We start from the raw sequence: 12,674 nt of genomic DNA, 5'->3' as shown, positions 1-12,674 counted from the left end.
GCCGGATCACCATCCCCGTGGGTCCCGGCGGGTTGCCGAATGCATTACTCCGCGGCGTGTTCCGGCGCTACGGCGTAGTACGCATCACCGCGACCCGCACGGCAGGGTGTCTCCGCGGGGATACGCGCTCGCTCCACCAGACTGGAACCGGCTCGTATCTCCGACAGGGGCCGATTGCTCCTTCGGTGTGCGGTAGTTCCGGGGTGCGGGTGCGGCGAAAGCACATCGGACCGACCGGGCTGCGCGCTGGAATGCGAAGGGCCCGGCGGCGGTTACGCTCGGGCGATGAAGATCTCCGCGCGCGAACTTCTGGATGAACTGCTCGATCCCGGTTCGTTCGTGAGCTGGGATCGGCCGGTGGTCGAGGTCTCCGCGAGTCCCGGGTACCGCACGGAACTGCGGGAGGCCCGGGCGCGGTCCGGCGCCGACGAGGCCGTGCTGACCGGCGAGGGAATGCTGCGGGGTCGGCGAATAGCCGTGATCGCCTGTGAATTCGGATTTCTCGCGGGCTCGATCGGGGTGGCCGCGGCGGAGCGGATCGTGACGGCGGTCGAGCGGGCGACGGAGCTGGGGCTGCCGCTGGTGGCCTCGCCGGCCTCCGGGGGAACGCGGATGCAGGAGGGCACCGTCGCGTTCGTGCAGATGGTCAAGGTCGCCGGGGCCGTGGCGGCGCACAAGGCGGCCGGGCATCCCTATCTGGTGTATCTGCGTGATCCCACGATGGGCGGGGTATTTGCCTCGTGGGGGTCGTTGGGGCACATGACATTTGCCGAACCGGGCGCGCTGATCGGGTTCCTCGGGCCGCGGGTGTATCGGGCGCTGTATGGGCGGCCGTTCCCGGACGGGGTACAGACCGCGGAGAATCTGTATCGCAGTGGGGTGATCGATGGCGTGGTGCCGGTCAAGGTGTTTCGCCGGATCGTACATCGGGTGCTGGCTGTCGTCGAAACTGCTGCGGGATCGAAAGTTTCGAGTCTCGATATCGAAACTCCTACTCGCGCTGCCGATTCCGAGACTGCGCGCGATTCGGGCACTGAGGAATCCGCATGGGATGCCGTGCTGATCTCGCGCCGTCCGGACCGCCCTGGCATCCGCGAGCTCTTACGTCATGTGACGGACCGCGTTCCGCTGAGCGGCACCGGCCAGGGCGAGTCCGATAGGACCGTGCTGCTCGCCCTGGCCCGCCTGCGCGGCCGCCCGTGCGTGCTGTTCGGTCACGACCGCGCCGGACAGGACGGCGAAAACACCATGGGCCCAGCCGCTTTGCGAGAGGCGCGGCGGAGCATGCAGCTGGCCGCGGAACTGGCGCTGCCGCTGGTGCTGGTGATCGACACCGCCGGTGCGGCGCTATCTCGCGAGGCCGAGGAGCGCGGGCTGGCCCCCGAAATCGCGCGCTGCCTGGCCGATCTGGTCACCCTGGATACCCCGACGGTCTCTGTGCTGCTCGGGCAGGGCAGCGGCGGCGGCGCGCTGGCGCTGCTGCCGGCCGACCGGGTGCTGGCCGCTACGCACGCCTGGCTCGCGCCGCTGCCACCAGAAGGCGCCAGCGCCATAGTCTTTCGCGACACCGCGCACGCCCCCGCGCTGGCGGCCGCGCAGCGCATCCGCGCGGCCGACCTGCTGGCCGACGGTGTCGTCGATCGAATTGTGCCCGAGTATCCCGACGCCGCCGACGAGCCGACCGACTTCGCCCACCGCATGGTGCGGGCGATCGCCGAGGAGCTGACCGACCTCGGGGGCCGCTCGCCGGAGTCGCTGCGGTCCCAGCGTCACCTGCGATACCGCCGCCTGGGTCTGAGGTCTTGACCCGGCACAGGCCGGGCCCGCCGTCATCATCGGTCCGGCTACTCGAGTGGGAGCTGGGCCCCCGACACACGGTCGGGGTGTTCGTTGACGGCTCGGCCAACCGCTTCTACGGTCGTGGGGTGACCTTTCGCAGCGAGACCAGCTCCGTGCCATCGGTCGTCCTGAACGACGGGACCGTGATCCCCAAGCTCGGCTACGGCGTGTTCCAGGTCGCCGAGGAGGAGGCGTTCGACGCGGTTACGGCGGCGCTCGAGGCCGGGTACCGCAGCATCGACACCGCGGCGATCTACGGCAACGAGGTCGAGGTAGGCCGCGCGGTGAAGGAGTTCGCCCTGCCGCGTGACGAGGTCTTCGTCACCACCAAGCTGTGGAACCCCGACCAGGGCTACGATTCGACGCTGCGGGCGTTCGACGCGAGCATGCAGCGCCTCGGTCTGGACTACCTGGATCTGTACCTCATCCACTGGCCGGTGGCCCGCGCCGACCGCTTCGTGGATACCTTCCGCGCCTTCCAATCGCTGAAGTCGCAAGGCCGTGTCCACTCGATCGGCGTCTCCAATTTCACCCGCGACGACCTGGAGCGAGTCATCGCCGAGACCGGTGAGGCGCCCTCGGTCAACCAGATCGAGCTGCATCCCGGTCTCGGCCAGTCCGAGCTGCGCGCATTCCACGCCGAGCGAGGCATCGCCACGGAGGCGTGGAGCCCGCTGGGGCAGGGCGCGGAGCTGAAGGATCCGACGATCGCCCAGATCGCGACTGAAACCGGGCGCACCCCGGCCCAGGTGATCATTCGGTGGCATCTGCAGCTCGGCAATATCGTCATCCCGAAGTCGGTGACGCCGAGCAGGATCCGGGAGAATTTCGACGTCTTCTCCTTCGAGCTGTCCTCGGACCAGATGCAGATTATTTCCGCCCTGGACACCGGGCAACGAATGGGTCCGGATCCTGCCACATTCACCGCCGGTCTCGACGTCTGACGTCGCGCCGACGCGGGTCTTTCAGCTCTCGCGCAGACCGAGATAAGTCGTAAGTTCCACCGCGGCGGCCCGCCCGGCCCGGTTGGCGCCGATGGTGCTGGCCGAGGGGCCGTATCCGAGCAGGTGAATGCGCGGATCGGCGGCGACCTGGGTGGCCAGGCGCCCGGTCATCGTGATGCCGCCGCCGGGGCCGCGCAGCCGCAGCGGCGCCAGATGGTCCAGCGCACTGCGGAATCCGGTGGCCCACAGGATGACATCGGCGCGCTGGAGGGTGCCGTCCGCCCAACGCACGCCGTCGGGTTCGATGCGGGCGAAGATCGGGTGCCACTGCAGGACGCCGCGGGCGCGGGCGGCGCGGACGCGGGCGTCCACGGGCAGCCCGGTCACGGACACCACCGAGCGGGGCGGTAGCCCGCGCCGCACCCGATCCTCGACCATCGCCACCGCCGCCCGCCCGATGTCGGCGGTGAATTCGTCATCGCGCCAGCGGGGTTCGGTGCGTGCGGTCCAGGTCGTCGTGGTCACCTGCGAGATCTCGTCCAGCAGCTGCACCGCGGAGATCCCGGCCCCGACAACGACCACGTGCTTGCCCGCGAATTCGTCCGCGGTGCGATAGTCGTGCGCGTGCAGCTGCCGCCCGGCGAAGGTCTCCGCGCCGGGATAGTAGGGGATGAACGGCTTCTCCCAGGTGCCGGTGGCGTTGATCAGCCCGCGCACCCGCAGCGTTCGGCCGAGGGCGCTGTTGGGCTTTGTCTCGGGCGCGCGGCCGGGCCCGCTCGACCCGTCCGCGGCTGGGGTGGAGTTGCCGGTCGCGGTGTCGGCTCCGGGACCATCGCCGGGCGTTGCGGGGCGATCGGCCGGTACCGAGCGCCGGTCCGTCGGGCCCGCGTGCCCGTTGCCCGTGATCGTCGCGTCCGGGACGGTCTCCGCGTGCAGCAGCCCGTCGACGGTTTCGGTGGGGCACGTCGCCGGGGTGGCGCGGTCGCAGACGACCCGCACCGAGTTCGGGCGGTGCACCCGCAGCTCGAAGCGCTCCTCGTAGCGCGCGTAGTACTCCGGCACCGCGGTGGATGCCCGGGCCTGCGCCGAATCGGGCGGCAGCACCTCGGCGAACGACATTCCGGGCAGATCGTGTACCCGGTTCACGGTGGTCAGCGTCAGCGACGGCCAGCGGAACTGCCAGGCCCCGCCCGGGCCGGGAGCGTGATCGACGATGAGAAAGTCGTGTTCGGCCCGCAGTCCGAGCCGCTGCAGATGATATCCGGCCGACAGTCCCGCCTGTCCGGCGCCGACCACCAGGATTTCGACATCAGGTGCTACCACCCCGTCACAGTACGTGGGAGCTCCGAATGCTCGCCGACCGTGGCCGCGGGCCGGCCGGGTGCGTCGGGTAGGACCCCGCCGCCGGTGGCCGCATACAGTGAAGGTATTCGCAGTGCCTGATGAGACCGATCCACTACCGCAGAAATTGGGGAGGCCCCTGTGCTCGCAGTGAGCCGCGATGGTGACGTGGTCACCATCGAATTACAACGTCCGGAGCGTCGCAACGCCCTGAACGAGGAATTGGTGGAGCAGCTGCGCCGGGCCGTGGTCGAAGCCGCCGAGGACGCCCGCGTCATCGTCCTGACCGGCCAGGGCACCGCGTTCAGCGCCGGCGCCGACCTCTCGGGTGTGTACTCGCAGACCTTCCTGGACGCCCTGCAGGACATGCTGGCCACTATCGAGACAGTGCCGGTGCCCGTCATCGCCGCGATCAACGGCCCCGCGCTGGGGGCCGGGGTGCAGCTGACGCTGGCCTCGGATCTGCGCGTGATGAGCCCGGACGCCTATATCGCGATCCCGGCCGCGAAACTCGGTATCTCCGTGGACCGTTGGACGGTCCGGCGGCTGGCGTCGCTGATCGGCGGCAGCCCCGCGCGCACGATCCTGCTGGGCGCGGAAACCGTATCCGCCTCCGACGCATACGCTTTCGGCTACGCCAACAAGATCGGCACGCTGGCCGACGCGCAGGCGTGGGCGAAGTCGATCGCTGAGCTGGCCCCGCTCTCGCTGCGCCACCTGAAATTGGTGTTCAACGAGGACGGCACCCGTGGCGAGGACACCCCCGAGCAGCGCAAGGCCCTCGAGGCCGCCTGGAGCAGCGCCGATGCGCAGGAGGCGCGCACGGCGCGGCAGGAGAAGCGCCCGGCCAGGTTCGAGGGGCGTTGATGGGCGGGATGACCACGCTGGCCCGCCGCGTCGCGCTGGGCGCCGCCGGCCTGGTCGGTCTGAGCTGGGTCGCGCGGGCGGTGTGGGAGATCCCCACCGCGATGGGCGCGTCCGTGTCGGCCATCGCGCCGGTCGCCATGCGCTCAGCGCGCTATCGCAACCGGCAGTTCCACAACTCCGAGCCGAGCAGCCAGTTCGTCTCGGGATCCGGTCTGTCGCTGCTGTTTTCGGCCCTGACCCGGCGCGGCGTCGGGCGCCCGGTGGGGCGGATCCCGCTGGCCGAGCCCGATGCGCCCGAGCAGGCCGCCGAGCTGGCGGTGACCTGGTACGGGCACGCCTCGACGCTGATCGAGGTGGACGGCTACCGGATTCTCACCGATCCGGTGTGGAGCGAACGGGTTTCGCCGTCCGCGGTGGTCGGCCCGGCCCGGCTGCATCCGGTGCCGGTGGCGCTGTCGGAGCTGCCGCCGCTGGATGCTGTGGTCATCTCGCACGATCACTACGACCATCTGGACCGCGAGACGGTCGCGGCCCTCGTCGCCGGTCAGGAGGCGCCGTTCGTGGTGCCGATCGGCATCGGCGCGCACCTGCGCACCTGGGACGTGCCCGAGCAGCGGATCATCGAATTGGATTGGGGCGCCTCGATTTCCCTGTCCGATATCGGCGGTTCACGTGACGGCGGCGATCTGGTCATCACCTGTACCGAGGCTCGTCACTTCTCCGGGCGCGGGCTGGTGCGCAACACGACGCTGTGGGCCTCGTGGGCCATCGCCGGTCCCGCGCACCGCGTGTATTTCGGCGGAGATACCGGATATACCAAGGCATTCGCCGATATCGGCGCCAGCCTGGGGCCGTTCGATCTGACCCTGCTTCCCATTGGGGCCTACGACGTGCACTGGCCCGATATCCACATGAATCCGGAGGAGGCGGTGCGCGCGCACGCGGATGTGTGCGGTGGTGCCGGGCACGGCCTGCTCGTCCCGATCCATTGGGCCACCTTCAATTTGGCGTTCCACGGCTGGTCGGAGCCGGTGCGGCGGTTGGTTACGGCGGCCCGCGCCGCGGGCACCGCGGTGTCGGTTCCGTTGCCGGGTCAGCGAATCGATGCCAATGCGGTCGCGCCACAGGTGAGCTGGTGGGAGGATGTGGGCTGACCAGCGCGGCTGATTAACAATTTATGAAGGAGTCAGGGCCGATGGGCTTGATGGATACGCTCAAGGGTTTGCTCGGAAAGGGCAAGGATGTTGCGGCGGAGAACGCCGACAAGATCCAGCACGCCGTTGACAAGGCCGGGGAATTCATCGACGAGAAGACCGGTGGCAAGTACTCCGATCAGATCGAGAAGGGCGCCGCCGCAGTCAAGAGCGCCATCCCGGAACAGGCCGCGGGCGCGTCCGAGGCGAAGCCCGAGGCCGCGGCCGAGCAGGCTCCTGAGGCCGAATCTGCCACTGCCGCAACCGAACCGGCGGCCGAGGCCAAGGCCGAGCCGATCGCCGAGGAGGCGGCGGCCGATCCCGCCGCTGCGGCTCTGTCTCCGGCCGTCGCCGCGGCCGAGGCGGCCGCGAAGGCGGCGCAGGAACTGCTGAAGGAGGGCGACCTCGCTACCAAGGGCACTCCGAACCCGGCGGCCGTGATCGCGGCCCAGGCCGAGGCTGCTGCGGCGGAGGCCGCCAAGTCCGCGACCGATGCCGCTGCGGCGCAACCGGAGCAGGCCCCGGCTGCGGCCGAGCCCGAGGCCGCGGCCGAGCCCGCCGCCGAACCGGCTGCCACTGCGGCCGAACCGGCTGCTGCCGAATCGGCCGCCGCCGCTGAACCCGCGGCCGAGCCCGCTGCCGCTGAACCCGCTGCCGCTGCCGCTGAGCCCGCTGCCGCTGCTGCTGAGCCTGCGGCCGAGGCCGCACCCGCGACCGAGGCCGCACCTGCGGCCGAGGAGTCTGCCGCGGGCGATGCGGCTCCGGCCGAAACGCCGAAGGACTGATACATCCCCGACGGGCCGTTCGCTATCTCCCCGGGTAGCGAGCGGCCCGTCGGTGTGCGCAGGGCCGGACGCCATTCCGATGGGTCGCTTGACCGATACCGGCTGCGAGCGTCCGCGAGGGCGTGAGGTTGTCGCTGCGCACCCCCTTCGGGCTCGGCACTCGGGACGACCGGTCACGCTCTCGAATCCGACGATCTGTGTTCGAGATTGCACCGACTCGCCGGCTGTGATGGTGCGAGATGCTCGTTCCGTCGTCGGGTTGTGGCAGGAGGATCGTCGCCGAGGGGTGCGGTCGCGGGAGACGCTTACCTCGTCTTTCAGGGCGCCGGCACCCGCTCGCCCGCCGATTGTGGTGGCGCGATGTGTCGGCGGCCGGTCGCGGGCTTGTCGCTGCTGGACACCCGAGGAAGGTGAACGCGCTGGTGTGGCGTGCGCCGCGCCGGATTTGTCGGTCCTTGGTTCTAGACTTCGGATATGGTGGCCCGCCGGGATTTCGGGGGTATCGAGGTTGAATTGAGCAACCTCGACAAGGTGCTGTATCCGGCCACCGGCACCACAAAGGGCGAGGTCGTCGCCTATTTCACCGCAATTGCGCCCGCGCTGCTCCCGCATATCGCCGGTCGCCCGGTCACTCGCAAGCGCTGGCCCAACGGCGTGGAGGAGCCCTCGTTCTTCGAGAAGAATCTGGCCGCCCACGCGCCGAAATGGCTGGACCGAGCCGCGCAGCGGCATTCGGGCCGCGAGGTGGTCTATCCGCTGATCGATTCGGTCGCGGGCATGGCCTGGCTCGGGCAGCAGGCGGCGTTGGAAATCCATGTGCCGCAATGGATTTTCCAAGGCGGTGAGCGCGGTCCGATCACCCGGCTCGTGTTCGATCTGGATCCCGGGCCGGGCGCGGGGCTGGCCGAATGTGCGCTGGTGGCGGTGTGGATTCGCGATACGGTGCGCGACGCCGGGCTGGAGGCCTACCCGGTGACCAGCGGCAGCAAGGGGATTCACGTCTACGTTCCGCTGGATCGCACGGTCAGCGCGTCCGGCGCGTCCACGATCGCCAAACAGGTCGCCACGGGGTTGGAGCGGCTGCACCCGGATCTGGTCACGGCCACCATGGCCAAGCGCGCCCGGCCCGGAAAGGTCTTCCTGGACTGGAGCCAGAACAATCCGTCCAAGACCACCATCGCGCCATATTCGCTGCGCGGGCGCCTCCGGCCCACGGTGGCCGCGCCGCGCCGCTGGGATGAAATCGAGGATCGCAAACGCCTGCGGCACTTGACTTTCGACGAGGCGCTGGTCCGCTGGCGGGAGCACGGCGATGCGCTCGCGGGCCTCGACGCGCAGGTGCCGCCTCGCGGTGGGGGCGCCGACGCACTGAGCACCTACCGTTCGATGCGCGATCCCGCGCGCACCCCCGAACCGGTTCCGGCGCAGGCCCCGGAGCCGGGCCCGGGCGACAGGTTCGTGGTCCAGGAGCATCACGCCCGTCGCACGCACTGGGATCTGCGGCTCGAGCGCGACGGCGTGCTGGTCTCCTGGGCGGTGCCGAAGGGGCCGCCGACCTCCACCAGCGAGAACCGGCTGGCCGTGCACACCGAGGATCACCCGCTGGAATACCTGGACTTCCACGGCACCATCCCCACGGGCGAGTACGGCGCCGGGGAGATGACCATCTGGGATACGGGTACCTACGAGACCGAGAAATGGCGCGACGACGAGGTGATCGTGCGGCTGCGGGGCACCCGGCTCGACGGCCGCTACGCCCTGATCCAGACCAACGGCAACCAGTGGTTGATGCATCTGATGAAGGCGGAACCGGCGGCGCCGCAACCGATTCCGGACGGCAAGCGGGGGCCGGTGGAGTTCCCGCGGGGCCTGACGCCGATGCTGGCCACCCCGGGGGACGTGACGATTCTCGATGCGGGGGAGTGGGCGTTCGAGACGAAATGGGACGGCTTCCGGCTGATCGCCGAAATCGACGGCGGCGCGGTGACTTTGCGCAGCCGCGCCGGAAACGTTGTTACCGGACGCTATCCGCGCGTCGCCGCGATGGGCGCCGAGCTGGCGGGGCACCGCGCGGTGCTCGACGGCGAGGCGGTGGTCTTCGACGATCACGGCGTCGCGAATCTCGGCCTGCTGCAGGCGGATGCGGCGCGCGCGGTCTTCGTCGCTTTCGACGTGCTGTATCTGGACGGCACATCGCTTGTCCGCAAACGTTATTCGGACCGCCGCCGGGTGCTGGAAGCGCTGGCGGGCCGTTCGGCCGCGCTGGTGGTGCCGCCCCGGCTCGACGGTTCCGGCGCGGAGGCGCTGCAGTACAGCCAGCGGCACGGCATGGAGGGCGTGGTCGCCAAGCGCCTGGATGCGATCTATCTGCCGGGGCGGCGCGGGCAGTCCTGGATCAAGACCCGCAACTGGCGCACCCAGCAGGTGCTGATCGGCGGCTGGCGGCGCAGCGACGCCCGGCAGTTCGCCTCGCTGCTGGTCGGGGTGCATCACGAGGACCGGCTGTACTACGTGGGCCGGGTCGGCACCGGATTCAGCGAGCAGGAGATGGCGGAGCTGTCGACCCGGATGTACCGGCTGCGCCGCAAAACCAGCCCGTTCGACAACGAGCTCACCCCGGACGAGCGCAAGGACGCTCTCTGGGTCACCCCGAAGCTCACCGGGACGGTGCGCTACATGAACTGGACCGAATCCGGGCGCCTCTGGCACCCGGCGTGGATACCGTCCACCGACTGATCGGTTGCGCCCCAATTGCCGAACGCTATTCCCCGGGAAACAGCGGGGTGATACGCGATACCCGTCGTTGTAGCATGATCGGTATTCGGAAAGCGAGGTGACGTGGCCCATGCCGGAAGCTTTGCGATTATTCCTGGCCATCGAACCCGATCCGGAACTACGCCGCGGCCTGTCCCATCTGATCGGTGAACTCAAACGAGAGTCGTGGGCGGCACACGTCAGGTGGGTGCGCTCGGCTAATTTGCACCTCACCCTGAGGTTCCTGGGCGACGTTGCGGCCGAGGACATTCCGGGGATATCCGGGGGTGTGCGCACCGTAACCGGCGGGATCGAACCATTCCACATACGGGTACACAGCATCGCGCCATTCCCCACGCCACGTAGACCGCATGCGATCGTGGGCGAAACTACTCCCTGCCCGCAGCTGTTCGAGCTCGCCTCGACATTGGAACAGGTTGCCGTGAGTGCGGGTTTGGTCCCGGAAAGACGGCCATTTTCACCCCATTTCACCCTTGGGCGCTTGATCAAATCTCGGACACCGCATCTGAACGAATCCGCGAAGTCGAACCTAGGGCCGATGACGGTCGGCAGAATCGTCTTGCTGAACAGCGAGCAGACCGAACGCGGCCGGACGTACACACCGTTGGAATATTTCCCGCTGGGGAAATCCGGGAGCGCCGCGTAGCGACGCAGGGCCACGATGAACCATTTCCGCTCAGGCGTCCCCGGCCAGCAGGGGCTCGATCGTGTCGACATCGGTGACGATCGCGTTCCCCTGGAAGGCGAAATCGTCCAGCGCGCGGTCCATGGCGGCCTTGTCGCGCCCGCCGCAGGCGTCGCCGATGACGACAGGCACGAATCCGAGGTCGGTGGAATGCGAGACGGTGGGCGCGACGCCGATCTCCAGCGCCACCCCGGCGATGGCGTAGGAGACGATGCCCAGATCGCGCAGCGTCGCCGCCAGCGGGGTGCCCTCGAAGGCGGACATGGTCGTCTTGTCGAAGACGATCTCGTCCGGACCGGGCCGCAGCTCCGGCACCAGCTCGAAGCCCGGAGTGTCGCGCAGCAGGATCGGCTTCAGCTCGTCGACCGAGTCGACGCCCTGCCAGGCCATCGCCATGCGCATCGCGAACAGGCCGCTCAGCCGCGGGGGCAGGAACATGTGCCGCAGGAAGATGACCGGATATCCGCCGCGGCGCGCGGCCCGCACCACCCGCGCGACGCGCTCGATGATCGCCGCGCTGTCCTCGAGCTGCGACAACACTCCCACCTGCATGTCGTAGACGATGACGGCCATCCGCCCCGGCGTGCAGACCTCGGCCAGGCCGCCCGGTATCTGGAGCCCATTGCCTTCTCGCATCGTGCCCTCCCTGTGTTCATAGTGAGCGCCACTCCCGGGCCGCCGGCGTGCGTTCGGTTTCCGCGGTAGTCTGCTGCCCGTGCGCCGACCCCTCGGTCGGCAGTGGTCTCGCCCCACACTACCGGCGATTTTCACCCGCCCGACGGCCCTGTGATCGCCGCCGACTCGCCGTCCTCGAGTTTCCGACACGTGCCCTAGTACGGCCCGACACGCCCGAAACATTGCCGATACGCGCTTGAATGGTCGTTGACCTGGGCATTTCTGGGAGATACGGTGATGTCCCCGAAGGGTGTGGTGCCGGCGCGGATCGGTGCCCACGGTAGCCGCGCGGCGACGCAGGAGGGCTCGATGGATTTCGGGTATTTCGCGGAAAAGGCTGTGCCGCGCCGGTTCTGGGCGGCGCTACTCGTCGTGGCCGCCGCCGTGATGCTGACCTTGGTGATGTCGATATCGCCCGGGCGCGCCGACGTGCCCCTCCCCGACAACGATTCGTTCTATACCGCGCCCGCGGACCTGGACAGCCAGCCGAACGGCGCGGTGCTCGGCACCCGCCCGATCGCGGTGCTCGGGCTGCCGCTGCCGGTGTCGGGATGGCAATTACGGTATCGCACAAACGATTCCGGCGGACATCCGATTATGGATGTCGCCACGGTGCTGGTGCCGCAGACGTCCTGGCCGGACGGCCCGCGGCCGCTGCTGAGCTACCAGGTGCCCGAGGACAGCCTCGGCACCCGCTGCGCACCGTCGTTCGCGCTGTCCGGCGGGTGGGATCCGGGCGTGATCAACACGCTGCTGGACGTGCCCTTCATGACCGCGGCGCTGCTGCGCGGCTGGAGCGTGGTGGCCAGCGACTACGAGGGCCCGCAGTCGCGTTTCTTGGACGGTGTCAGTGCGGGTCGCGCGGTGCTGGACGGTGTACGCGCGGCCCGATCGTTCGCCCCGAGCGGAGTCGATGACTCGAGTCTCATTGGGGCATGGGGATATTCGGGCGGGGCCTTCGCGACGCTGTGGGCGGCTGAGCTGCGCCCGAGCTACGCGCCGGACGTCCGGTTCGCGGGCATCAGCACCGGCGGCGTGCCCGCCGACATCCCGGCGATCGCGCGGAAGGTGGACGGTGGGCCGCAGGCCGGGCTCGCCGTGCTGATTCTGCTGGCCCTCACGCGCAACCAGCCCGAGTCGGGCCTGCCCGGCCTGCTCAACGACCGCGGCTGGGAACTCCTGGCGACCAGTGAAACCGCCTGCGGTTCGGATCTTGTGCCCGCATACCTCAACGCCCACGTCGACGACTACTCCAAGATCCCGAACATCCTGGGCAGCAGCGCCTTTCTCGGCGCGGCGGCAACGAACGAGCTGGGCGGCACGGCCCCGGACACCCCGCTGTACATGTACCACAGCATCTCCGACGACGTGATACCCGTGGCGGGCTTCGACGCAGTGGTACAGCGTTACTGTGGGGAGGGCGCGACCCTGACGGCCGTCCACTCGCCGTTCCCGACGCACAACGGCGCCGCGATCGGCGAGGCCCTGGGCGGGATGAACTACCTGTCGGACCGCTTCGCGGGTGTGCCCGTCCCGCCGGGGTGCGTGATTCGGTAGTCCGGCGCTCGGG

Annotated in this window: 10 protein-coding genes; 8 read left to right on the top strand and 2 right to left on the bottom strand. The window is 69.4% G+C overall.

Features of this window, described 5'->3' with window-relative positions; genetic code table 11:
• Positions 1–285: 285 nt before the first annotated feature.
• On the top strand, positions 286–1,806 hold the full coding sequence (locus ABH933_RS33995; RefSeq protein ID WP_429423813.1) for a carboxyl transferase domain-containing protein: 1,521 nt from the start codon (positions 286–288) through the stop codon (positions 1,804–1,806).
• A gap of 119 nt (positions 1,807–1,925) precedes the next feature.
• A complete protein-coding gene (locus ABH933_RS33990; RefSeq protein ID WP_429423812.1) occupies positions 1,926–2,783 on the top strand; it encodes an aldo/keto reductase in 858 nt (285 codons plus the stop codon).
• 21 nt (positions 2,784–2,804) lie between these two features.
• Here the strand turns inward: ABH933_RS33990 and ABH933_RS33985 are convergent, their stop codons facing one another.
• The gene (locus ABH933_RS33985; protein WP_429423811.1) at positions 2,805–4,106 is read right to left on the bottom strand and encodes an NAD(P)-binding protein; all 1,302 of its coding nucleotides are present in this window, start codon (positions 4,104–4,106) and stop codon (positions 2,805–2,807) included.
• A 159-nt stretch (positions 4,107–4,265) separates the two neighbouring features.
• Here ABH933_RS33985 and ABH933_RS33980 point away from each other — a divergent pair, with 159 nt between their 5' ends.
• From ABH933_RS33980 to thpR, 5 genes are all read left to right on the top strand, one after another.
• Positions 4,266–4,991, top strand: coding sequence for an enoyl-CoA hydratase (locus tag ABH933_RS33980; RefSeq protein WP_429423810.1), 726 nt, complete (start codon positions 4,266–4,268; stop codon positions 4,989–4,991).
• An 8-nt stretch (positions 4,992–4,999) separates the two neighbouring features.
• Positions 5,000–6,145 (top strand): MBL fold metallo-hydrolase, encoded by a 1,146-nt coding sequence (locus tag ABH933_RS33975; protein WP_429424047.1) that lies wholly within the window; start codon positions 5,000–5,002, stop codon positions 6,143–6,145.
• Between the two features lie 41 nt (positions 6,146–6,186).
• On the top strand, positions 6,187–6,969 hold the full coding sequence (locus ABH933_RS33970) for an antitoxin (RefSeq protein ID WP_429423809.1): 783 nt from the start codon (positions 6,187–6,189) through the stop codon (positions 6,967–6,969).
• A 474-nt stretch (positions 6,970–7,443) separates the two neighbouring features.
• Positions 7,444–9,705, top strand: a complete 2,262-nt coding sequence (locus tag ABH933_RS33965) for an ATP-dependent DNA ligase (RefSeq protein WP_429423808.1) — start codon at positions 7,444–7,446, stop codon at positions 9,703–9,705.
• Positions 9,706–9,814: 109 nt separating this feature from the next.
• Positions 9,815–10,390: an RNA 2',3'-cyclic phosphodiesterase gene (gene thpR, locus ABH933_RS33960; protein WP_429423807.1), complete on the top strand. Its 576-nt coding sequence runs from the start codon at positions 9,815–9,817 to the stop codon at positions 10,388–10,390.
• A 30-nt stretch (positions 10,391–10,420) separates the two neighbouring features.
• Here the strand turns inward: thpR and ABH933_RS33955 are convergent, their stop codons facing one another.
• A complete protein-coding gene (locus ABH933_RS33955) occupies positions 10,421–11,065 on the bottom strand; it encodes a cysteine hydrolase family protein (RefSeq protein WP_215916200.1) in 645 nt (214 codons plus the stop codon).
• A gap of 276 nt (positions 11,066–11,341) precedes the next feature.
• Between ABH933_RS33955 and ABH933_RS33950 the strand changes: the two genes are divergently transcribed.
• Complete coding sequence (locus ABH933_RS33950) at positions 11,342–12,661, top strand: lipase family protein (protein WP_429424045.1); 1,320 nt, start codon at positions 11,342–11,344, stop codon at positions 12,659–12,661.
• The last annotated feature ends 13 nt before the right edge of the window (positions 12,662–12,674 follow it).

It is taken from the genome of Nocardia sp. GP40, from assembly GCF_050434125.1.
In the GTDB taxonomy this organism is placed as follows: Bacteria; Actinomycetota; Actinomycetes; order Mycobacteriales; family Mycobacteriaceae; genus Nocardia; species Nocardia albiluteola.
Note: the sequence above shows the minus strand (reverse complement) of the source record. Positions and strands in the feature narration are given on the sequence as shown.